Raw genomic sequence first — 21,609 nt, 5'->3', positions numbered from 1 at the left:
TCCCCAAGGATGATCCGAGGTTATTTGGACAGGATTCACAGGATCAACAGGATCCAGAAGTGCCGCCAGTCTGCCGGGTTTCGCTGTGGGTCGAGAGCTCCCTGTCTGTTGCTCCGCTCCATCCTGTTCATCCTGTCCTAAAACCTCAGACCAGACCCCTCGGGCCTTCGTCAGTCGCCCTGCTCCCCTGGTGTGTGCCCGCCGAAACACACTTCCCATCTGCCCAAGCGCCATGGTATCCCCCCGCAAGATTCTCCCAGCCGGCAGCTTCTTCGTGGCGGATTTGCCACGTTGCGGAGGCCCCAGCCCCAGGCGGCCCGGGGGGCAGGACGGGGGAATCGACGATGCGTCAACGCCAGCCCAAGCCCATGAAATACGCCGAACGTCCGGCCTTGCCCGGCCCTGCCCGCAGCGCCTCCCGCAGCGCCTTCACGCTGATCGAACTTCTGGTGGTCATCGCCATCATCGCCATCCTGGCGAGCATGCTCCTTCCCGCGCTGGCCAAGGCCAAGGACAGGGCTTTGCTCACCAAGGACTTGAACAACGTGAAGCAGATCCTGCTGGCGACCCATCTCTACACCGGGGACAACGAGGAATCGATGCCGCACCCGAGCTGGGGGAGCATCCCCGACGGTCCGAACAACTGGTGCTACGCGACGCGCATCGACGGCAACCGGCCTATTCCTTCGGCGGCGGGCCGGCGGGGTGCGTACGCGCACACCAATCAGCTTCCCTGGTTTCAGAAGGGGCAACTTGCGCCCTTCCTCTCCACCCGGGATGTGCTGGTGTGTCCCAAGGACCAGGCCGAGTCGATGGGGCGTCTGGCCAATCTCTACGCGCAGCGCGCGCTCAAGCTGACCAGCTACACCTGGAATGGCGCCATCAGCGGGCTCGGCAACCAGCTTCCGAACGGGGGCACCTACAAGGTGACCAGCCTCAGGCCCTCCAACATCCAGCTCTGGGAGGCCAACGAGTACGATGCCTTCTGGTTCAACGATGCCGGCAACCAGCCCCATGAAGGGATTTCCCAGCGCCACGCCGGTGGCAACACCACCTCCACCACCATGGACGTGAAGGGCGGCGCCATCGTCGGAGCCATCGGCGGTCACGCCGAGTTGATGAAGTTCAAGAAGTACTACGACATGGCCGGGGTGCGCAGCGGCGGCGCCCGGTTCCGGCCGGCGGAACTTCCCAATGATCTGTTCTACGTCCCCGGCAGTCCCACGGGCGGGTATTGACCCGCACCGTCGGATCGACGCCGTCAGATCGAGTCAGATCGAATTCGCGAGCCATGAAGAACCCGATGCGTCAGGCGACCCTCAGCGCCTTCCTTGGAATGGCCCTGGTCCTGGGTCCGGGCTGCAGCCGTGAGCAGGAGGATTCCTGGGCGGACATGCCGGCCGAGGAGGAGACGGACGAGACCTACGCCGACACCGGCTACGAGGAATCGACGACCGATGCCTTCGTGATCGGCGGCGATGGATCCCCGGCGTCACCCGAACAATATGAATCGGCCATGCGGGCGCAGAACTATGTGCAGGCGGCGGACGTGATTCTGAGGATGAACGCCCAGGGCCGGCAGGACGGCAACGAGATCGACCGCATGCGCCAGTTGCAGATGGAAGTCGCCAACGCCATGGCCAACGGCGATCCCCAGGCTCAGCGCGCCGCCGAGATGCTCCGTCGCATCGGCCGCATGCCGCCCCCAACCGGCCGGTAACAGCGGGCCCAATCTCGAGCCCGTTCACGGACTCGACGACCCAAGGCGCGTCCGTTGCGCCGCCAATACCTTCTTCGCGGGCGCCCGATCCAGGATCGTGCGTCCTGGATTTGTGGGGAGAGTGCGAACTTCGCGAAGCGTCGCCTCGGAGGGCCGAGTTCCACGAGGCCGCAACGGTGTGGAGCGTTGGATCGAGGACTCGCGGAGCTCGTCCCTCCGATTGGCTGCCTCCTCACCCACAACTCCGGGATGCGCCCGATCCAGGATCGGCGCCCGCGTTTCCTTGGGCTTCTGAAGCTGATGGTGTCGGGCCAGCGCCGTGACGAGCCGGCCCCCCATGAAGAGCCCCGCCGCGATCAGGATCGCCCCCGAGATGTGGGCCGTGCGCAGCAGCACCCTGGGCGAGAATCGCCGGTGCCCCAGTGACACCGCGTACCCGAGCTTGGCAAACCAGGCGAAGGATCCCATGGCGATGCCGCCAACGGCGGCACCCTTCGAGGCCCATGTGGTGTCCACCCATTCGTGGGCCACGCAGGCGGCGGCAAAGGCAACCCAGAAGAGAAGCGTCACCGGATTGCCCAGGACCCTGACAAACCCGGTCATGAACGCCGTGTGCGGGTGCAGGCGCTGCTCCACCACCACGACCGCGTGGGGCGTGGCCGGCATCTCCCGGGTCAGGAGGTACTTCACGCCGATCACGCTGACCACCACGAAGCTGACCAGTTCCATCACCGCGCGTACCCAGGTCGAAGTGAAGAGCCGGGCGAAACCGGCGAAGGCGACCATCGAGTAGATCGCCTCCATCAGCACCGCGCCCAACCCGATGAACAGCACGTGCCGGAAACCGCGCCGCGCCCCCTCGTTGATGATCGTCACGTTGACGGGCCCCACCGGAATGCAGGCGAGATAGCCGGCCAGGAAGCCGACCGCCCACGGAATCATCAGGACAGACAGGTCAGGCATGGCGGGCTGGAACGGGGACCGCGTCGCCTAGACACCGGGCTTGCCGGACGAGTCGGAAGAGTCGGACGAGCCAGAGGTGCCGGGTTCCTCCGGCTTCCTGGGGGCCGGGGTTTCGGCATCCACATCGGAACCATGGGCATCCCCGTCCGCGTTGTCGGGATTGGAATCCGAGAGCGTCGCTTCGGGTTGCGCCTCCTCCTCATCGTCCTCGTCCTCCGCATCCTCGTACTCGATCTCGCGGCGCATGCGCCGCGAGATGTGGGGCCGCACGAAGCCGTACACGAGATACGAAGTGAAGACGAGAGGCAGCACCACCGGGAGAATCTTCTGCCAGAGGATCAGGAAAACGCCGACCAGGGCGAGGATGATGACCGCCTTGGTGAAGGGGGTGCTGGTGCGCCAGTTGAGGTTCTTGAACGCCGGATAGCGGACCTGGCTGACCATCATGACGGAGAGGAAGACCAGGATGATGGGCAGCAGGTACCGCCACCAGCCGCGGGCGAAGTCCTTCTCGGACCACCACAGAATGAAGAGGGTGAGCGACGCCACCACTCCGGCCGCCGCCGGAATGGGGAATCCGATGAACTCGCGGGTCGCCCCGCCCTCGTTGTAGTGCGCCAGCACATTGAAGCGGGCCAGCCGGAAGGCGCCGCACAAGAGATAGATCGAGGCGATCAGCCAGCCGATCTCCTGGTGGTTCTCGAACACATCCGCCAACACGATCCGGTGCACCAGGAACGCCGGCGCCACACCGAAGGACACCACGTCCGCCAGGGAATCGAACTCCCGTCCGAACGGACTCTCCAGCCCGCCCATCCGCGCCACCCGCCCGTCCAGCATGTCGAAGATGCAGGCGAGCAGGATGAAGAACAGCGCCTCCCGGATCACCGTCGCGAACCCCGGGACGAACGGATCCGCCTCCACAATGCGGGTCAGCGCCAGGAACCCGCAGAACAGGTTCCCCGCCGTCATCAGGTTCGGCAGGAGATAGATCTTGAGCCGGCTGTTGTCGTCGGGAGGCGGTGTCGCTGGATCGGATCGCTCCATGGGCGGGGATGCACCGGCGCCGCGAGGCTAGGCGCTCGGCCCGCTGCTGCCAATCCCTCCCCGTCAGTTTCGGTTTGTCCCGATGGCCCCGGGTCCCGAACATCGGAGCCGCCGTCGCGTGAAGAACATCGTCTATTTCGATCTCGAGACCCAGAAATCCGCCGAGGAGGTGGGAGGCTGGCACCGCATCCGCGACATGCGCATGAGCCTCGGGGTGACCTACAGCACCGCCCGGGGCGGGTATCGCATCTACCCCGAAGCCCAGGTCAATGCCCTGATCGAGGAACTGCGCCGGGCGGACCTCGTCGTCGGCTTCAACCAGTTGCGGTTCGACTACGAGGTGCTCCACGGCTACACCGTCCTGGACCTGACCCAGGTTCCGACCCTCGATCTGCTGGTCGAACTGCAGAAGATCCTCAACCACCGGCTCACCCTGGATTCGGTCGCCTCGGCCACCCTGGGGGCGGAGAAGACCGCCGACGGGCTTCAGGCCCTCCGGTGGTTCCGTGAAGGGCGCCTCCTCGATATCGCCGAATACTGCTGCTACGACGTGAAGATCACCCGCCTGGTCCACGAGTTCGGACGCGACCGGCGTCAGGTGTTCTACACCCAGCGACACGGTCAGGTGCTGCCAGTCCCGGTTTCCTGGTGATCCCGCGCCCCGGGGAACGGTCCGGTCTCGAGCCAGCGAACCAGTCCGGCGGCCAGCGCCGCGCCATCCCCAAAAGGGACCACCCGGTCGGGTGGTTCGCACAGCGCGAATCCCCCGCCCCAGGCGCGGCCGTTGAGAACACAGGCGTCGGTGCGTGCCTCTTCCAACTGCCGCCACGCGGCGGCCAGGGCGTCGGTGCGCGTCCCGTTGAGTTCGTATTTCCACCCCACCAGTCGCGCCCCGGGAAACCAGGCCCGCAGCCGGGCGAGCACCTTCGTCGCCGGCTCCAATTCGAGAATCACCCGCCCCGAGCGGGTCGGGATCTTGGCTGCCGCACAGTCCGTCCCGTCTGCCAGCCGCGCGGCGGCCACCCGGAAGTCACAGAGCGCCGCCGCATGGAACACCGCCCCGATGGCGCCGCGGTCCGGCCATTCCTCCAGCCTCCGGGACAGGTCGTCATTGGTGCCGAAGGGAAGGGTTTCCAGCATTCCGACCGGCACGACCGGCACAACGGCACTGGCCAGCTCGCCCCGCAGGAAGGTCACGCGGTGTCCCGCCGCGGCCAGCGCCCCGGCCAGCCGGGCCCCCAAGGCTCCCGTCGAGGCGTTGGTCAGGCGCCGCATCCCGTCAATCGGCTCCCAGGCCGGGCCGCCGGTCACCAGGACATTCATGAGGCCGGGGCGGAACAGGCGGCAACCGTGGCCTCGAGGCTGGGCACATCGGACACCCGCAGACATTCCGCCTCGGGAAGAATCCGTTTGAGGAAGCCGGACAAGGCCTTGCCCGGCCCCAATTCGATGAAGCGGGTGAAGCCTTGATCCCCCAGCCAGCGGATCGATTCCTCCCATCGGACCGGCGCGCACACCTGCCGGACCAGCACGTCGCGGATCGACTGGGGATCGCCGTGGGGCCGGGCGGTGACATTCGACACGACCGGCACGCTGGAAGGTTGGAGTTCAAGGCCTGCAAGCTCGCCCGCGAGCCGCGGCTGCGCCCCGGCCATCAGGCGCGAATGGTAGGCCCCGGCCACCGGCAGCGGCACCGCACGCCTGGCACCCCGCGCCCGGGCCTGGTCGCAGGCGGCCGCCAGACCCGCCTCCGGCCCGGAAATCACCAGCTGTCCGGGACAATTCAGATTGGCCAGTTCCACCCCGGTGGCTTCGCAGATCTCCCGTGTCACCGCCTCGTCCAGATTGAGAATCGCCGCCATGCCGCCGCGGGTCGCCTCGCAGGCGTCCTGCATGAACCGTCCCCGCGCACGAGTGACGCGCAGACCGTCCTCGAACCCCAGCACTCCCGCGGCGGAGAGCGCCGTGAATTCACCCAGGGACAAACCGGCGGCCGCCTCGAACCCCAGGTCCGGCAGACGTTCCTGAAGAAGCGACCACGCCACCCAGCCCACCAGGTAAATCCCCGGCTGGGCGTTCTCCGTCCGGGTCAGATCCGCATCCGGACCCTCGAAGCAAACCCGCGTCAGGTCATACCCCAGCGCCTCATTCGCCCGCTCGAACCAGGCACGGGCCGAGGGAAACGCCTCCGCCAGATCGCGCCCCATACCCACCGACTGCGCCCCCTGCCCGGCAAACATCAATGCGGTCTTGATCATCGACGCGCGCATCCAACCACACCGACCGCACCCGGGCCAAGTGCGACGGGTGAGACTGGGGCCGGCCGGCGTGGCGATGGGAAGAACGGGAACTCACGCAAACAGCTCGGCCACGCGAAGGCGGACGTCGGGAACAACGGCGCTTTCCAGAAGGGCATCCACGTCGAAGATCGCCCGCTCACGGTAGCTGCCGCCTTCGGGCCTGCGGTACACCTCAATCTGGCGCGTGGCACCCAGGACGATCCAGTACTCGTTCACACCCGCCTCCGCGTAGAGGGCGGCGTGCAGGGGCGACCTGGACATCTTCTCGATCACAATGCCCCGGATCAGCTCGGTTCTGCGGCCGCGCTCGTTGTGTTCGTCAAGCCGGTGGTACTCGTCCACGGTCAGGGGCGAGACGCGCTGGCGGACTTCTGGCAGTTCCAGGATCCCCGGCATGCTGGCATCAGGCTAGACACCGCCAGGAGGACGGTCAACGGGTTCGTGGCCGGAGTTCCTTCCCCCCCGTACATCCCCGAGTTGTGGGTCGAGGCACGAACTTCGCGAAGCATCGCCTCGGAGGGCCGAGTTCCACGAGGCCGCAACGGTGTGGAGCGTTGGGATGAGGACTCGTGATCGTGATCGTGATCCTAATCTTAATCTTAATCTTAATCTTAATCTTAATCTTAATCTTAATCTTAATCTTAATCTTAATCTTAATCTTAATCTTAATCTTAATCTTAATCTCCCTCCCCAGTTCCCTGGCTGCATTGGAGCTTAGAAAAATACCAAACCCACCGGGCCAGCCCTCAGGCGACGCTCAAGAGAGGTGCGCCTGCGGGGTCGAGGACGAGTACCGCCCTTCGGGCTGAGTACGAGTCCCAACGAGGGGTGGCTTGGGCAGATTCCAAGAGCCTGAGATGCGCCCGAGCCGCATGGACTCCAGCGTGCCGCGGGACTTCCTACCATCATTGGCGAAGTTCGGTGAGGATGTAGAGCCGGTGGCGATGGGTTTCGGTTCGGGCGGCGCGGAACCAGGTGCCCCGGACCCGTTCCACCCGTTCGGCGACGGGACCGCGCAGCAGCAGGAAGGCGCCATCCCCCATGCGGGCCTCGCCCACCGCCTCCCGAAGGCGGAGGCGAGGGAGAGGAGTCTGGGCCTTGATGGGTTCCCGGGCGCCGGGAGCCTGCACCTCGATCTGCATCGGGCCCGGATCGTCGTAGCCGACGAATTCCGTCAGTCGCGCCGTCACCGAGAGGTGCCAGGTGTCGCCCTGAAGCTCCGGATACAGATCGATTTCGGGTCCGAAGGGAAGGGGTTCGGTGACGTAGTTGACACCAGCCGGCAGTGTGCCGGTGCCGTCGTTCGCCTCGACGCCGGTCACGATGGAACGGACTTCCTGAACACTGACCCGGGCGGCGCGCCCGCTCATGCTGGTGACGCGCGGCGTGGCCAGGATCTCGACGCCCTTCCGGTTCCGCAGCCGGTCCAGCAAGGCGAGGGCCTGGTCCCGGGTGAGGAGCGTCGGGCGGTCCTGCACGCGGCCCTGCTCGATCCGGATATTGTCCACGTGGGGCGAGGCGGCGCCGGGTTGCTGGCCCGAGGGCGGCGAGACGCGGGGCGATTCCGCAGGGTCCCCGGCGTCACGGAACAGCCAGTCCAGGCCTAGGCCCTTCTCATGTTCCTCCGGGATGTCGATGACGTGGACCGTGAGGGTGACGGTTGGCTCGGGGGCGGTAGTGGGGGAACTTGGTCCCGGGGCGGTGTCTGTGGCGGCGGCGGCGAACTCGGGCACCCCGGACTGAACGCGCCTTTCCTTCAACCCGACACGGTTCAGCATGTCGTCAACACGGGCGATCTCTTCCGGTGTAGTCCGGATCATCAGGCGCATCGCTTCGCCCGGGCGGCCCCCGTAGAACACCGACCGGGGCGGTTCGAAGGAGAGACCCAAAGCTTCCAGGGCATTGCGGATCCCAGCCCCGTCGATCTCGGGATTCCCGTCCGGCCAAGGCTGGGGCAGCAAGCGAGTTCTCAATTGCTCGGGATCCAGCCGGTAAGTCCGTGTCACCAGTTCCACCGGAGGCGCGGAGGCCGTGAGAGGATCGGCCTCAGGTCGAGGGAGGATTGTGCCGTCACGGGGTTCCGATCCTTCCACCGCATCCGGTATGGATGGGTCAGCGGGGGAGAATGCCGGGGCCGCGGGCGACGAAGAGACTTCGCGGTTTCCGACCGTGTTCCGGGCGAACAACAGTGTGCCAAGAGGCTCCGCACCCGTTCCGACGCCCGGCACGACCAGCACGATCCCCGACGCGAGCAGGGCCAGGCTGGTGGCAAGCGCGGATTCCGTGCGGGACGGACGGCGCCATCCTTCCCGCCCGTTGAGCAGGTCGTTGACGCGACGGGCCAGGGCGGACCTGGGACCGGCCCCGGCCATGCCCAGACCGCGGCCGGCCGTCGGTGCGGCGAGTTCCCGTCCGAGCAGGACCAGGGATTCTGCCAGGGCGGGGCGCCCGCCGGGAACCATGGCGCTGCCCGTGTCGGCGGCGGCTTCCATCTCGGCTTGCAGGCGGCGGCGCACCCACCACACGGCGGGATGCCACCAGGCGAGAGCCGCAATGATATTGGCCGCGGTCAGCCACAGCGGATCGCGCGCGGCGAGGTGGGTGAGTTCATGGGCGAGGATGGCCTCGCGCTGGGTGGCATCGAAGCGTCTTCGAAACCCGGATGGCAGGGCGATGGACGGTCGCAGGGATCCGAAGGCGATCGGCCCTCGAAGTCCCGGCCAGAATTGCACCGTCACCCCAGGCAGGCCCATGGCTGCGGCCAGACGCTGGGCCGTGTTGCGGGTGTCCGGATCGGCCGGCAGAGCCCGCCTTGCGCGGTGGACGAGCAGGGCCTGTGCAACGACGCCACGACCCATCAGCAGAACCGTCCCGCTCAGCCAGAGCCAGCCGGGCCACCACGTGCCGCGGGCCGGCGTGGCAGGACCTTCGCCTTCCGACGGGCGTTCGACGGCCAGGGGGCGGGCCTCATCGGCATCGAGGAGTCGCACCACCGCCTGACGCTCGCTCCTGGCAGGGCGTTGCCATCCCGCGATGGCGTCGCGGCCACCCATCAGTTCGCCCAGCCAGACGAAGGCGATCGACAACAGGGCCGCCTGCCAGAGCCGGCGTCGAGGGTGCGGATGTCGGAGGGTCCGGGCGATCAGGGCTGCCAGTGCGGCGAGCACGGCGGTCTCCGCGGTCAGCAGCGCGGCAAGGTGGACCCAGAATTCGAGATCCGGACTCATGAGATCCTCCTCTTGGCGGCACGGATCAGGCGTTCGAGTTCATTGAGATCCTCACGGGTCACCTCGCGCGTCTGGAGGAGGTGGTTCACGGCGCCGGCCAGGCTGCCCTGGAAGAGGCTCTCGACCACGTGATCCGTCATGCTCCGGCCGACCTGGTCGGCGGCGACCCGGGCGCGGTAGAGGAAGGTGCGCCCTTCTTCACGATGCCCGACCAGGCCCCGGTCCTCCATCTTGCGGAGCATCGTGGCGATGGTGGTGTAGGCGAGATCGCGTTCGGGCTGGAGGGCCTTGTGGACGGTGGCGACGGAGGATTCATCGGCGTCCCAGAGAACCTGGAGAATCCGCAGTTGAAGGTCTCCGACACGGAGATGGGGACGTTCGGGCAAGTTCACTACCCCAGTAGTACGACCCTGGTAGTTGTCATGTCAAGTGGTGGCTGCGACCCGGATCCCCGGGGGCGCAACCCGGTTCCTGGGAACCCGCCCAGGCCTCCCCTCGCCGGGACGTATGGGTCATTGGGGATCCGGCAGCCCGAACTCCCGGATCTTTCCGATGATCCATTCCTCGGTGTCCTGGGGCCACCAGTGCGGGCCGGTGGCGCAGGTGTCCCCAAGCATCTCCCGCAACCAGTGCCGGGCCGCTTCACCGATCTGGTTCTCCTGGGAATTGTCGGGGTCGAAACAGGCGTTCAGGTCGTTGTCGATGACCTTCACGTTCCAGCCGCGACGCCGGAGAAAATGCAACGCGATGACCCGGCTGAATTCGGTGACGTAGAACGGCCAGTCGCCCGGAAAGGTCCCGGGGCTGCAGTCGGGCAGGCCGGCTTCACGGAGGGCCTGGCGCAGAACGGGCCACGGGTGAGGATCGAACCGGTCGAGTGCCGGGCGGAACGAGAAACGGAATTCGGGGTCCCCGAAAGGTCCTGGAAGATCGAGAACGGTGGCGATCAGAGCGGCCGCGGCGGGAATCCATTTCGGGGCCAGGGACGAAAGAACGCCGTGACGCAGGTGCGGATAGTGCCGTATGGCGTGGCGCAGGACGGCTTCGGACGAGGGGCGTAGGAACCGAACGCGGGCCCCTGAACCAACAAGGGTTTCGTCGATGTCCCACAAAACCAGCGCCCCGTCTTCGCGACTCCATCGATCGAGGGCTTCGAGACAGATGGAGACGAAACGTGTTTCGAGTTCCACCAGGCGTGGCCATACGGAAGTCGGAGTTGGGTCCGTGTTCCCTTTGCCTCCCTGAGGTCCCGAGCCGGAAGGACGGCGGGACGTCTGGTGCAGCCAGGTTTCCAGTTTGGACTGAAAGGAGGCGACGAACGTTTCCCGCGGCAGATCAAGATCGAGGGTCAGCGGCGGGATCCCGAGAAACCCGCGACACCATGACATGCGGTCGGCGGGGAGGGACGAGTAGGTCGCGGAAATCTCCGGCGTGGCATCGTGCCCGGCATGGACAAGGGCGCCTTCCGCCTGGGGATCGAGAAGGGCGGCCGTGAGGGGATGCGGAGCGTGGGTCATGACGGGCGGAGGGCTGGAAATGAAAAAGGGCGGGTCCTGGAGTGGACCCGCCCGTGACAGGGAAGCGTGACGCGGCGGCTATTCGTCGTCCTTGGATTCGCGGGCGGCGCGGGCCTCGTCGGCGGCGTCGAAGGCGGAGGCGAGGGCGACCAGGTCCTCGCCGGGCTTGAGGGCGTCGAGGAGTTTCTGCTCTTCCTTGAGCTGTTCGGGCGTGTAATTGGCGGCCTTGATGGACAGGCCGATCCGGCGTTCCGCACGGTCGATCTTGACCACGCGGGCGGTGACCTCCTGGCCGACGGTGAGGACGTTCTTGATCTTCTCGATGCGGTCCTCGGTGACCTGGGAGATATGAACCAGGCCATCGATTTCGTTCTGGAGGCCGATGAATGCGCCGAAGCTGGCGAGCTTGGTGACCTTGCCGGTGACCAGGTCGCCGACCTTGTAGAGCTGTTCGATCTGTTCCCAGGGATCGACCGCCAGCTGCTTGACGCCGAGGGCAATGCGCTGGTTGGGCCGATCGACCTCGAGGACCACGGCCTCGACATCGTCGCCCTTCTTGAGGACTTCCGAGGGGTGATTGATCTTGCGCGTCCAGGAGATGTCCGAGACGTGCACCATGCCGTCGATGCCCTCCTCGAGTTCGATGAAGGCGCCGTAGCTGGTGAGGTTGCGGACCTTGCCCTTGACCTTGGTGCCGGGGGGATACTTCTCGCCGGTGGCATCCCAGGGGTTGGCATCGAGCTGGCGGATGCCGAGGCTGATCTTCTGTTCGTCGCGATTGATCCCGAGGACGGCGGCCTCGATTTCCTGGCCCTGCTTGAGGACGTCGGAAGGCTTGGCGATGCGCTTGGTCCAGGAGAGTTCGGTGACGTGCACGAGGCCCTCGACACCGGGTTCGAGTTCGACGAAGGCGCCGTAGGGGACGAGGTTGACGACCTTGCCGGAGACCTTCTGACCCACCTGGTACTTCTGCTCGATGTTCTCCCAGGGATTCTGGAGTTTCTGCTTGAGGCCGAGGCTGACGCGCTCCTTCTCCTTGTTGACGTCGAGGACGACCACGTCGATTTCCTGGCCCACGCGGAGGATTTCCGAGGGATGGCCGATGCGGCCCCAGGACATGTCGGTGATGTGGAGGAGGCCGTCGAGGCCGTTGAGGTCGATGAACGCGCCGAAGTCGGTGATGTTCTTGACCGTGCCCTTGCGGATGTCGCCGGGGGTCATCTCCTCGAGCAACCGGGAGCGGCGTTCGGCCCGTTCGGCCTCGATGAGTTCGCGCCGGGAAAGGACGATGTTCTGGCGGTCCTGGTTGATCTTGACGATCTTGAACTCGTAGCTGTTGCCGACGTAGGACTGGAGATTCTTGGGGGGGATGATGTCCACCTGCGAGGCCGGGAGAAAGGCCTCGACGCCGACGTTCACGAGGAGTCCGCCCTTGACCACCGCCTTCACCTTGCCGTGGATGGTGCCGCCCTCGGTGGAGACGCTGAGAATCTTCTCCCAGTTCTGCTTGAACTCCGCGCGCTCCTTGGAGACGACGACCATGCCGTCGCGGTCCTCCAGTTTCTCGATGTAGATGGGAACCTCGTCGCCGACCTTGACGGCCGAGATGTCCTCGAATTCCGAGGCGGAGATGACGCCTTCACTCTTGTAACCGATATCGACGAGAACTTCCCGGGGACGAACCTCGATGACGATACCCTTGACGATCTGGCCGGCGGCAAAGCGGAGGTCGCTGTGCCGCAGGGCCTCTTCCATGGTGAGCATGCGGACGGGTGCCTTCTGACTTGAGCGGAGGCCTGTCGGGCGCGGGGCCCGGCGAAGACTCCATTGCCTAAACGAAGAACCGCACGTTGCGGAGGCAACGGAGGTTGACGGTTAGGTTGTGGGTTGACTGTTGTTTCTCAGCCCTGAGTGGGCGTTCGCGCACGCGAGGCCCGGGCGGGTCGTGCAGGCTATCGACCGGGCGTCCGGTGGCAAGGCGCATTTTTTGGAAAACCCCGTTGACGCGCCGCCCCCGATTCCCATAATCGCGTCCCCTTCGGTTGCGGGGGTGTAGCTCAATTGGTTAGAGCGCTGCCCTGTCACGGCAGAGGTTACGGGTTCGAGCCCCGCCACTCCCGCCATTCCCCGCTGCCGGTCCTCAGGTCGCGTTTTCTATTCCTCGGTGGGTGGCAATTACGGACGGATTTGCGAGCACGTTCTCCCGGTGGTTCGCAGGACGGCTGGAGTTCCTGGGAAGCTGCGGCGCTACGGAGCGCCCTCGTTCAGAAGCTCCATGCCACACGCTCATGCACGTGCTGGCGCACCTTGCGCTCGCCTATGGCCGCGAGGAGCAGGTGGCATCGCAGGAACGTCGGGACGATCCCGATTATCCAATTTATGAAATAAAGTCGCTTTATCTGATTTAGGGGATAGATGAAAAAGGGTCGGCTTTGGGGACGCGCCAAATCCCGAGGATATTCTGTTAAATAGATATATGCCTTCCATTGTTTAGCCTTTATGCACCAGGACGCCGCTCGAACACCTCAACAGCTTGGGGCACTTCTGCGAGGCCATCGACGAGAGCATGGATTGACCCAGGCCGCCGTCGGCGAACGGGCCGGGCTCCGGCAACCCTCCATCTCGAGCATTGAGGCGGACCCTGGGCCCGCGAGCCTGTCTCGCATTTTTGCGGTCCTCTCCGCACTCGACCTGGAACTTGTCGTTCGACCCCGTGGGATGAGCGGGTCCAAGACCGATTGGTAACGACGATGCCCCGCCCGAAGATTCGTCGCGTGCTCTCCGTTTGGATGAACGGTGAGAAGGTCGGCCTTTGGCATGCAGGGGGTCAGAACGGCCACCCATTCATCTATGAGGATTCCTGGCGTCAATCGGAGCATGCTCGACCGATTTCACTGTCCATGCCGCTGCGCGTTTCGCGGGAACCCTACAGGAAGGGGGTCGAGGCCTTCTTCGATAACCTGCTTCCGGACAATCGATCCATCCGGGAACGCATCCAGCACCGATACCGAACCCGTTCTGCAAGGGCATTTGATCTCCTGGCGGAAATCGGGCGGGACTGCGTGGGCGCGTTGCAGCTTCTCCCCGAAGAGGCTGAACCGGCCGGCATCCGATCCATCCACGGACAACGGCTCTCCCGAAAGCAGGTGGCTGACGAACTTTCCAGATGTTTGGGCCAGGCCAGCGCCGCGCCCGGGCAGGATGACGAGTTTCGCATTTCACTGGCCGGGGCTCAGGAGAAGACGGCGTTGCTCTGGCATGACGGCGCGTGGCACCGACCGACCGGCGCGACGCCCACCACACACATCCTGAAGCTGCCCATCGGACCAGCCCCGATGGGAATCAATTTGTCGACCTCAGTCGAAAACGAGTGGTTGTGCGGGCGGATACTGTCGGCCTTCGGCATCCCGGTGGCGGACTCCCGGATGGAACGGTTCGGGGAGTACAGGGTACTGGTCATCGAACGGTTCGACCGTCGTCCCGCCCAGGACCGGTCCTGGTGGATGCGGTTGCCTCAAGAGGACTTGTGCCAGGCGACCGCCACGCCGCCAGCCTGCAAGTACGAAAGTGACGGAGGCCCAGGAATCCTCCCGATCATGGAATTGCTGCGTGGATCAAATCAACCCATCGCAGACCGGGAGGATTTTTTGCGAACCCAGTTGGTCTTCTGGCTTCTGGCTGCCATCGATGGTCATGCCAAGAACATGGGCCTGCCTGTGGCTCCACTATCGGGATTCCCCTGGGTAATCTCCCCGGACGAAGCGGACATCCAACACCCGTCCCGCTGAGTACCGCATTTCCACCGGGTGCCCGTTGCCATGGCGCCGAAACTCGATGGACATCCCGTTCCCGGTCTCGAAGTGGTCCTTCGCCACCGGCCGCAGGCGGGTGGCCCGGTAGGGCCCCTGCCAGCAACGCAGTGCGCCGTCGTGCAGTTCCACCCGGTGCATCGCCCGCAGTTCCTCACTCCAATACTCGCCCGCGAGAACCTGGAGCCGCGGGGCCTCGGTCTCCGCACCCTCGAGCTTCGGGGCGCGAATCCCCCGGTACCGCAGATGGGTTACCAGCCCCGATTCCTCGTCCCTCACAAACTCCATGCCCTGCCGATACGCCTCCACATGGAAAGTGCCGGAGCCCATCGGGGTCATCGCCGCCGACGCCTCCCGGGTCGCCTGGGTCACCAACCGCCCGCCCTCCCGACGAATCGTCAACAACCAGCCCGGCCCCAATCGATAGGTTCCCTCGTAATCCGTCCACGCCGCCCCATCGATTTCCCCCGTCCCCTCCCGATCCGGCGCGTCGATGCGCCCTTCGGAGGCCGTCCCGTCCATTCCCAGGATCAAGTCCGTCAACCGCCGTGCCAGTGAGGTCGTATCGACCGTCGTCACATTGGCCAGAATGCCCAGGGCGAACCGGTGTTCGGGCACGCGCCAGGTGATGCTGCGATAGCCCGCCCAACTCCCCGTGTGGACCACCACCTGCCTCCCCCGATGCCGGTCGAGTGCCACCCCATACCCATACTCCACCCGGCCACCGCTCCGGGTTCGCCCCGGCTGCTCCATCAACTCGATCGTGCCCCGCCCCAACACCGAACCTGTCTCCATTTCCACCAGCCAACGGCCCAAGTCCGCGATGGTGGTGTGCAGCGAACTGGATCCCCGTGCCGCCAACGGCCCCATCACCCGCCGAAAACGCCCTTCCCCTGCCGGCCCGTACCCCTCCGCCCGGTTCGGAATCGTCTCGGCCGGGTCCTCCCCGAAGTGGGTGGACACCATGCCCAGTGGACGAAACAACCGCTCGTCGGTCCATGCCCTGAGGGAATGTCCGGTGACCCGTTCCAGGACTTGCGCCAGCAGGTTGTACCCGGTGTTCGAATAGAGGTACCGCTCGCCCGGTGGGAAGTTCAAATCCCGGGCCCGTCCCGCCATCTCCAGAATCATCTCCAGGTCGATGGGCTCACGCAGGTCCATTCCCCCAAGCCGAAACATCCCCGGCCAATCCCTCAACCCGCCCGTGTGGTGCAACAGATGCCCGAGGGTGATCGTCTCCCCGAAGTCCGGCATCTCCGGCAGGTATCGCCTGACATCGTCCTCCAATCCCACCCTGCCTTCCCGCACCAGGATTGCCATGGCCGCTCCCATGAATTGCTTGGCCACCGAAGCGGAATCGAACACCGTCCCGCTCCCGATCCGAACGCGGTGCTCCAGGTTGGCCATCCCCCAATGGCGCTCGAGCAACACCCGTCCCTCGCCCACCAATACCAACGCCACTCCCGGAGATCCGGGACGGTCCCAGCGCTCCATCGCCGCCTCCACCTGCGCCCGCAGCGCATCGGTCCATTCCCAACCCTGCGCCGTCTCCCCTCCCGCGCCCATGCCTGCCAGGGAAAGGGCCGCTGCCACCATCACGCCGCTCCCGATACCCGCTTGACCAAGCCTCATGGCCGTCCAGCCTACGGCCACCCACGTCGCCCCGGCGAGCCCTTCGATCCCGTCCCCGCATCCTTACGCGCTTTTCTGTCGTCCGCCCGCGACACTCGCGCTACAACCCGTCCGCCCATGCGATGCTCCGTCCACCAGCCTCTGCTCCTGCTGGCCCCAGGGCGCGCCGCCCTCCTCGCCCTGGCGATCGCGCTTGCGGAGGCCGCGGCCGTCGGGGCCCCGGTCCTTGCCCCGATCGCCATCGAGAAGGTCGTCGGCCCGGAAACGCCCACCGGCCCGTACAAACATCCGTCCAGCTTTACCGAACTCGACAACGGCGATCTGCTGCTCGCGTACTACGGAGGCGACGGGGAATACTCCAGAGAGAGCAAGGTCTTCGGCATGAAGCTCCCCCGCGGATCGCGCTCCTGGTCCGAACCCGTCGTCATCGCCAGCAATCCCTTCTATTCCATGGGCAATCCCGTGGTCTGGCAGGCCCCCGACCAAACCGTCTGGCTCTTCTTTGTCGTCCGCCCCGGCGCCACCTGGAGCACTTCCCGCATCGGCGCCAAAATCTCCCGCGACCGCGGCGAGTCCTGGAGCGACACCTTCATCGTCGCCTGGGAGGCGGGCATGATGGTCCGATCCCACCCCATCGTCCTCGCCGATGGCGCCTACCTGCTCCCGATCTACCACGAGACCGGCAGCGATCCCGACCGCACCGACCCCGACACCAGCTCGCTCTTCCTCCGCTTCGATCCCGCCACCCGCGCCTGGACCGAGTCCAACCGCGTCTTCTCCCGCATGGGCAATCTCCAGGCCGCCGTCGTCGAACTCGCACCCGGCCGCCTCTTCGCCCTGTGCCGGCGCGGCGGTGACTATCTGCCGGGCGACGACGGAAACGTTGTCCGCACCGAATCCAGCGACGGCGGCCGCACCTGGTCCCCAGGCGTCGAGACGGAGTTCCCCAACCCCAATGCCTCGGTCGAACTGATCCGTCTGCGCAACGGCCACCTGCTCTTCCTCTACAACGACAGCCACCACCAGCGCACGCCCCTGACCGCCGCCATCTCCACGGACGGCGGCCTCACCTGGCCCCATCGCCGCAACCTGGCCGAGGGACCCGGCTCCTTTTCCTACCCCACCGCCATCCAGACCCGCGACGGACGCATCCATGTCACCTTCACCAGCGACGAACGCACCGTCATCCGTCGCGCCGTCTTTCCCGAGAGCGCCATCCTTGGCGCCTCGGAATGAGAGGCTTCCCATCCGCCCCGCCATCCTTGCGGTCCTCCGCGCACGCGATCATCATTCCACCATGAAGTTCTGGGCACTGGGTTGCATGCTCCTCGGGGGGTTCGGCCTGACCGCACGACCGGCCGACGACGTCACCCTCGCGGCACCGGATCAGCGGGTGTACGTCATTCCCATCCGCGAGGACATCATGCCGCCCCTCACCTACGTCGTCCGCCGCGGCGTCAAGGAGGCCATGGAGGCGGGGGCCTCGACCCTGATCATCGACATGGACACCAATGGCGGCCGGGTGGACGTCACCGAGGAAATCATCGGGATCATCTCCCGATTCCCGGGGGAGACGATCACCTACGTGAATCGCAAGGCCTTCTCCGCCGGAGCCTTCATCGCCGTTGGGACCCGCCGGATCTTTATGGCGGAAGAGTCCGTCATCGGTGCCGCCGCTCCCATGATGATCATCCCCGGCGGCGGCCCCGCCCAGCTCCCGGAGTCGGTCGAAGCCAAGATGACGTCCAGCATCAAGGCGCTCATCCGTACGAAGGCCGAGAGCAACGGCCACAACGTCGAAGTCATCGAGGCCATGATCGACCGGCAAAAGGAACTCACCCTCGACGGCGACGTCATCAACCCCAAGGGCCAGATTCTCACCCTGACCAACCGCCAGGCGGAACGCTCCTATGGCGAGCCCCCCAGGCCGCTGCTTTCGTCGGGAACCATGGTGTCCCTCGACGATCTGCTCGAACACCTGGGCCTTTCCTCCGCGACGGTGTTTCACGTCGAACCCACCGGCGTCGAACAGATCGCCTTCTGGCTCAACGCCATCAGCCCCATCCTCCTCGCGCTGGGCCTCATCGGCATCTACATGGAATTCAAAACCCCGGGATTCGGCATCCCCGGATCCATCGCGGTCGTTGCCCTTCTGCTCTACTTCCTGGGCGGCTACATCGGCGGCTTCTCCGGCTTCGAATGGATCCTCGTCTTTGCCCTCGGCGTCGTCCTGATCGCCCTCGAACTTTTCCTGTTCCCGGGAACGCTCGCCCTCGGCATCAGCGGCGCCGTCATGGTGCTCATCTCCCTTGTCATGGCCGCAACCGATCTCTACCCGGGCATGCCCCGCATCCCCACCGTCCCCCAGCTCCATCTGCCCCTCCAGAATCTCGCCATCGCCGGAGTCCTGTCGGGCCTCGGCATCTGGGCCCTCGGCTCCGTCCTCCCCAGGACTTCCATCTACCACATCCTCGTCTCCGCCGGCACCAGCGGTGCCCTGTCCGATCGGGACATCGGCCAGCTCAAGGCCACCCGCCTCGGCGCCGAAGGCGTGGCCGTCTCCGTCCTCCGGCCCGGCGGTAAAGCCCGGTTCGGCGACGAACTCCTCGATGTCGTGACTCAAGGCGAGATGCTCCCGGCAGGCACCCGCCTCCGCGTCGTCGGCTTCAGCACCCACGAGGCCATCGTCGAGTCGGTTCCGTCCTGATCGCGGATAGGTGATCCCAACCCCGATCCCGGGATGCATCCCCCGCCCCCTCCAGACTCCACGATTGCGCGCCGCCCACGTTCCCTCTAAAAGCCAACCCATGTCCTCCTCCACCCCGGCGTACCGTACTGCGATGGGCCGTGCCGACTCTCCCGGCTTCACCCTGATCGAACTTCTGGTCGTCATTGCCATCATCGCCATTCTGGCAAGCATGCTCCTCCCGGCCCTCGCCAAGGCAAAATCGAAGGCCCAGGGCATCAAATGCCTCAGCAATCTCAAGCAGTTGCAGCTGGCCCACATCATGTACCCGGACGACAACAACGACCGCCTGACAGCGCCCGGCAACAGCCGCGACGAACCCGGCGCCTGGGTCTGGGGCTGGCTCGACTTCGCTCCCTCCAACCGGGACAACACCAACAAGCAGGACCTCATCGATCCGCAGCGGGCCAGGTTCGCACCCTACGTCCCCTCCGCCGAGGTGTACAAATGCCCCGCCGACATGAGCGCGGTGACCATCGGCGGACAGCGGGTCCCCCGTGTTCGCAGCATGGGCATGAGCCAGGCCATGGGCGGACCGGGCGGCTGGCTCATGCCCCCCAGCATGAACGACAATCAGACCCGGTATAAGACCTACCTGAAGTCCTCCGATATGGCCGTTCCGGGTCCTTCCCAACTCTACGTCCTGCTCGATGAGCATCCGGACAGCATCAATGCCGGAGGCTTCGCCAACATGATGGTCGAAAACCCGGCGCAGGCGCGAATCATCGATTTCCCCGCCAGCTACCACAACGGCGCCGCCGGAATCACCTTCGCCGACGGCCGCGCCGAAATCAAAAAATGGACGGATTCCCGCACCAAACCGCCGGTCCGCTACAACAATCAGCTCCAACTCAACGTCGCCTCGGCGAACAATCGCGACGTGGTCTGGCTGGCGGACCGCACCACCATCCTTCGTCAGTAATTCCACACGTTCACCCGCCTTCCGATTCCGCTCCCAAACCGTCATCGCCCCTCCAACCCGCCATCAACACCCGGGCCTTCTCCAATTGCCCCCTGAGGCGATCTTCCCAACCTTCCCCGCCTGTCGAAAACACCCTTCGCTCGCGCCCGCTCCGAAGAAACTCGTTCATAACGATGCAACACCACTTGACCCGGTAGGCAGGCCACAACCATCCCGCCCGGCGCCGGAGAGCCCCTTTCCACCCCAGCGCCTCGTCAAGCCCCCGGATCCATAGGTTCCAGTGAACCCGCGGCACCCGGACTCGGGGCTGCCACAGGAAGTCCACCGCCAGTTTGGCGGGATCATCCCAGCCCGCGTACTCGAAATCGAAGAACGTTGCCCGCCCATCCGCCCGAAGAAGCGCATTGTGGAAGCCAAAATCCGACGGCGAAAGGCACCGCTCCCAGTCCGTCAAGCTCCGGTCCCACTCCCCTCCCGCATTCTCCCTCAGCACATTCAACGTTTGCTCCCACGCCGGGCGAACCGTCTCCCGGATCCAGGCCCCAGCCTCGCAATACAATTCCGATCCATCCTCCAACCTCTCCAAACGCCGTACACGGTCCTCGATGCATGCGACGTGCTCGCAGATCCGAAAACAGGCCTCCGCCGCATGGGGAATCTCCCCCGTACCCCCTTCCCCGCGCCCCCGGTTGACGTCGGCGACAAACCGGATCGCCATACGAACCAGGTCCTCACCCACATCCTCGACAGCCACCCGCCGCCCTTCCACCCATTCGAACAAGCCAAGCCGGTTCTCCTCGTCCCAACCCACGGGAACCGGCGCATTCCCAATACCACGAACACGCAGCCACTCGTAGAACGCCCGCTCGGATTCAAACCGATCCCGCCCTCCAACCGACCGACTGAAGTACTCCTTCAAAGCCCAGCTAGACCGGGGACCCTCTATTCGCCACACGCGATTATTCGCCCCGCCTGTAAGAACCTCCCATCGCGCGTTCCGGTCGATCCCCGCACTCTTCAAGAGCGGTACCAGGAACCGATCCCGTCCGTCGCCCCAAATCCCTTCCCGCCCCGGGCCATTCCGGGTCAGTCCCACCAGTTCATCCGCTTCCACCCAGTTCCTCATCCGGCAGAACCGCATGTCAGCCCCATGCTCCCCGGACGGATCGAAGAGAATTCGCTGCACACCCTCCGGAAATCGCGGATCGCCCAGAAACTCGGGAAGATCATCCACGAAGAAGTCGCATTCGCACGATCGAATCCGTTCCAACTTCGCTTCCTTCGTGCCCTCGAAGAATACATCCGCCGCCGACAGCCCATCCGGCGCCCCACCCAGTAGACCGACCCGCTCGATCCAAGCCCACGCCGCGGCATGGAGGTCATGCCGCTCCCCCAGATAAGGAAACCGGGTCTTGTGGCTAATGATGAAAACATGCCACCCCGCCCTGATACAGAGCCGGATGAAACCCAGCACCCCGGGAAAGGGCTTCGCCTCACCCAGGCGGGGCCCGTACGCAACACCCTGCATCCGGGTCCAAACCGCCTCGCGGCCGGCACTCCGGAGGGAATCGCGAATTGCCGTCTTGGTGGTCAATGACGCCCCTGCGATCGACCCGTCCTCCACGGCGAGCTTCCGGAAAAGCTCGTCGTAGCAAACGATGGTATTGTCGAAATCGATTCCGAGACGCATGGGGCAGCCTCCCCGCCGGGAGGGGGCACGGCGGAT

19 protein-coding genes and 1 tRNA gene are annotated in these 21,609 nt (G+C 65.4%); 9 read left to right on the top strand and 11 right to left on the bottom strand.

The features are described from left to right. Nucleotides 1-368 precede the first annotated feature (368 nt). Nucleotides 369-1,238, top strand: a complete 870-nt coding sequence (locus KF833_09515) for a type II secretion system protein (protein ID MBX3745532.1) — start codon at nt 369-371, stop codon at nt 1,236-1,238. Nucleotides 1,239-1,291: 53 nt separating this feature from the next. Next, nucleotides 1,292-1,720, top strand: coding sequence for a hypothetical protein (locus tag KF833_09510; protein MBX3745531.1), 429 nt, complete (start codon nt 1,292-1,294; stop codon nt 1,718-1,720). Nucleotides 1,721-1,744: 24 nt separating this feature from the next. Here KF833_09510 and KF833_09505 read toward each other — a convergent pair whose 3' ends face one another. Together KF833_09505 and pssA are read right to left on the bottom strand one after the other, a co-directional pair. Next, complete coding sequence (locus KF833_09505) at nt 1,745-2,683, bottom strand: LysE family transporter (GenBank protein MBX3745530.1); 939 nt, start codon at nt 2,681-2,683, stop codon at nt 1,745-1,747. A 27-nt stretch (nt 2,684-2,710) separates the two neighbouring features. Then, nucleotides 2,711-3,730: a CDP-diacylglycerol--serine O-phosphatidyltransferase gene (gene pssA, locus KF833_09500; GenBank protein MBX3745529.1), complete on the bottom strand. Its 1,020-nt coding sequence runs from the start codon at nt 3,728-3,730 to the stop codon at nt 2,711-2,713. An 82-nt stretch (nt 3,731-3,812) separates the two neighbouring features. Between pssA and KF833_09495 the strand changes: the two genes are divergently transcribed. Beyond that, the gene (locus KF833_09495) at nt 3,813-4,382 is read left to right on the top strand and encodes a ribonuclease H-like domain-containing protein (GenBank protein ID MBX3745528.1); all 570 of its coding nucleotides are present in this window, start codon (nt 3,813-3,815) and stop codon (nt 4,380-4,382) included. Here KF833_09495 and KF833_09490 read toward each other — a convergent pair. The 7 genes from KF833_09490 to KF833_09460 all read right to left on the bottom strand — a co-directional run bounded on the left by KF833_09490 (nt 4,352) and on the right by KF833_09460 (nt 12,538). Further along, nucleotides 4,352-5,053, bottom strand: a complete 702-nt coding sequence (locus KF833_09490) for a DNA/pantothenate metabolism flavoprotein domain protein (GenBank protein MBX3745527.1) — start codon at nt 5,051-5,053, stop codon at nt 4,352-4,354. The genes KF833_09495 and KF833_09490 overlap by 31 nt on opposite strands. Next, nucleotides 5,050-5,988, bottom strand: a complete 939-nt coding sequence (gene fabD / locus KF833_09485; protein MBX3745526.1) for an ACP S-malonyltransferase — start codon at nt 5,986-5,988, stop codon at nt 5,050-5,052. The genes KF833_09490 and fabD overlap by 4 nt, the downstream gene beginning before the upstream one ends. A 93-nt stretch (nt 5,989-6,081) precedes the next feature. Next, entirely contained in the window at nt 6,082-6,426 is a 345-nt protein-coding gene (locus KF833_09480; protein ID MBX3745525.1) for a Uma2 family endonuclease, read from the bottom strand. Between the two features lie 509 nt (nt 6,427-6,935). Continuing rightward, nucleotides 6,936-9,257: a hypothetical protein gene (locus KF833_09475; protein ID MBX3745524.1), complete on the bottom strand. Its 2,322-nt coding sequence runs from the start codon at nt 9,255-9,257 to the stop codon at nt 6,936-6,938. Then, nucleotides 9,254-9,649, bottom strand: a complete 396-nt coding sequence (locus KF833_09470) for a BlaI/MecI/CopY family transcriptional regulator (GenBank protein ID MBX3745523.1) — start codon at nt 9,647-9,649, stop codon at nt 9,254-9,256. The genes KF833_09475 and KF833_09470 overlap by 4 nt, the downstream gene beginning before the upstream one ends. A 120-nt stretch (nt 9,650-9,769) precedes the next feature. Then, entirely contained in the window at nt 9,770-10,774 is a 1,005-nt protein-coding gene (locus KF833_09465) for a hypothetical protein (protein ID MBX3745522.1), read from the bottom strand. A gap of 78 nt (nt 10,775-10,852) precedes the next feature. Then, complete coding sequence (locus tag KF833_09460; GenBank protein ID MBX3745521.1) at nt 10,853-12,538, bottom strand: 30S ribosomal protein S1; 1,686 nt, start codon at nt 12,536-12,538, stop codon at nt 10,853-10,855. 282 nt (nt 12,539-12,820) lie between these two features. Between KF833_09460 and KF833_09455 the strand changes: the two genes are divergently transcribed. The 3 genes from KF833_09455 (at nt 12,821) to KF833_09445 (ending at nt 14,562) form a co-directional block, all read left to right on the top strand. After that, nucleotides 12,821-12,897, top strand: a tRNA-Asp gene (locus tag KF833_09455). Nucleotides 12,898-13,273: 376 nt separating this feature from the next. After that, nucleotides 13,274-13,519, top strand: a complete 246-nt coding sequence (locus KF833_09450; protein MBX3745520.1) for a helix-turn-helix domain-containing protein — start codon at nt 13,274-13,276, stop codon at nt 13,517-13,519. Between the two features lie 44 nt (nt 13,520-13,563). Further along, nucleotides 13,564-14,562 (top strand): HipA domain-containing protein, encoded by a 999-nt coding sequence (locus KF833_09445; GenBank protein ID MBX3745519.1) that lies wholly within the window; start codon nt 13,564-13,566, stop codon nt 14,560-14,562. On the opposite strand, the gene KF833_09440 is transcribed toward KF833_09445, so the two are convergent. Continuing rightward, on the bottom strand, nt 14,500-16,215 hold the full coding sequence (locus KF833_09440; protein MBX3745518.1) for a beta-lactamase family protein: 1,716 nt from the start codon (nt 16,213-16,215) through the stop codon (nt 14,500-14,502). The two genes, KF833_09445 and KF833_09440, sit on opposite strands and share 63 nt — an antisense overlap. Before the next feature lie 117 nt (nt 16,216-16,332). On the opposite strand from KF833_09440, the gene KF833_09435 reads away from it, so the two are divergent. The 3 genes from KF833_09435 to KF833_09425 all read left to right on the top strand — a co-directional run bounded on the left by KF833_09435 (nt 16,333) and on the right by KF833_09425 (nt 19,883). Continuing rightward, nucleotides 16,333-17,451, top strand: coding sequence for an exo-alpha-sialidase (locus tag KF833_09435; GenBank protein MBX3745517.1), 1,119 nt, complete (start codon nt 16,333-16,335; stop codon nt 17,449-17,451). Nucleotides 17,452-17,512: 61 nt separating this feature from the next. Further along, entirely contained in the window at nt 17,513-18,922 is a 1,410-nt protein-coding gene (locus KF833_09430; GenBank protein ID MBX3745516.1) for a hypothetical protein, read from the top strand. A 100-nt stretch (nt 18,923-19,022) separates the two neighbouring features. Beyond that, nucleotides 19,023-19,883, top strand: a complete 861-nt coding sequence (locus KF833_09425; GenBank protein MBX3745515.1) for a type II secretion system protein — start codon at nt 19,023-19,025, stop codon at nt 19,881-19,883. A 10-nt stretch (nt 19,884-19,893) separates the two neighbouring features. On the opposite strand, the gene KF833_09420 is transcribed toward KF833_09425, so the two are convergent. After that, nucleotides 19,894-21,573 (bottom strand): aminoglycoside phosphotransferase family protein, encoded by a 1,680-nt coding sequence (locus tag KF833_09420; protein MBX3745514.1) that lies wholly within the window; start codon nt 21,571-21,573, stop codon nt 19,894-19,896. Between the last annotated feature and the right edge of the window lie 36 nt (nt 21,574-21,609).

Source organism: Verrucomicrobiia bacterium, assembly GCA_019634625.1.
In the GTDB taxonomy this organism is placed as follows: domain Bacteria; phylum Verrucomicrobiota; class Verrucomicrobiia; order Limisphaerales; family CAIMTB01; genus CAIMTB01.
Note: the sequence above shows the minus strand (reverse complement) of the source record. Positions and strands in the feature narration are given on the sequence as shown.

Bases quoted from the DNA above. Each gene is read 5' to 3' on its own strand.
- fabD (MBX3745526.1), bottom strand. From the start codon at position 5,988: ATGATCAAGACCGCATTGATGTTTGCCGGGCAGGGGGCGCAGTCGGTG.
- KF833_09505 (MBX3745530.1), bottom strand. From the start codon at position 2,683: ATGCCTGACCTGTCTGTCCTGATGATTCCGTGGGCGGTCGGCTTCCTG.
- KF833_09435 (MBX3745517.1), top strand. From the start codon at position 16,333: ATGCGATGCTCCGTCCACCAGCCTCTGCTCCTGCTGGCCCCAGGGCGC.
- KF833_09490 (MBX3745527.1), bottom strand. From the start codon at position 5,053: ATGAATGTCCTGGTGACCGGCGGCCCGGCCTGGGAGCCGATTGACGGG.
- KF833_09430 (MBX3745516.1), top strand. From the start codon at position 17,513: ATGAAGTTCTGGGCACTGGGTTGCATGCTCCTCGGGGGGTTCGGCCTG.
- KF833_09450 (MBX3745520.1), top strand. From the start codon at position 13,274: ATGCACCAGGACGCCGCTCGAACACCTCAACAGCTTGGGGCACTTCTG.
- KF833_09420 (MBX3745514.1), bottom strand. From the start codon at position 21,573: ATGCGTCTCGGAATCGATTTCGACAATACCATCGTTTGCTACGACGAG.
- KF833_09465 (MBX3745522.1), bottom strand. From the start codon at position 10,774: ATGACCCACGCTCCGCATCCCCTCACGGCCGCCCTTCTCGATCCCCAG.
- KF833_09425 (MBX3745515.1), top strand. From the start codon at position 19,023: ATGTCCTCCTCCACCCCGGCGTACCGTACTGCGATGGGCCGTGCCGAC.
- pssA (MBX3745529.1), bottom strand. From the start codon at position 3,730: ATGGAGCGATCCGATCCAGCGACACCGCCTCCCGACGACAACAGCCGG.
- KF833_09510 (MBX3745531.1), top strand. From the start codon at position 1,292: ATGAAGAACCCGATGCGTCAGGCGACCCTCAGCGCCTTCCTTGGAATG.
- KF833_09515 (MBX3745532.1), top strand. From the start codon at position 369: ATGAAATACGCCGAACGTCCGGCCTTGCCCGGCCCTGCCCGCAGCGCC.
- KF833_09445 (MBX3745519.1), top strand. From the start codon at position 13,564: ATGAACGGTGAGAAGGTCGGCCTTTGGCATGCAGGGGGTCAGAACGGC.
- KF833_09495 (MBX3745528.1), top strand. From the start codon at position 3,813: ATGGCCCCGGGTCCCGAACATCGGAGCCGCCGTCGCGTGAAGAACATC.
- KF833_09480 (MBX3745525.1), bottom strand. From the start codon at position 6,426: ATGCCGGGGATCCTGGAACTGCCAGAAGTCCGCCAGCGCGTCTCGCCC.
- KF833_09440 (MBX3745518.1), bottom strand. From the start codon at position 16,215: ATGAGGCTTGGTCAAGCGGGTATCGGGAGCGGCGTGATGGTGGCAGCG.
- KF833_09460 (MBX3745521.1), bottom strand. From the start codon at position 12,538: ATGCTCACCATGGAAGAGGCCCTGCGGCACAGCGACCTCCGCTTTGCC.
- KF833_09475 (MBX3745524.1), bottom strand. From the start codon at position 9,257: ATGAGTCCGGATCTCGAATTCTGGGTCCACCTTGCCGCGCTGCTGACC.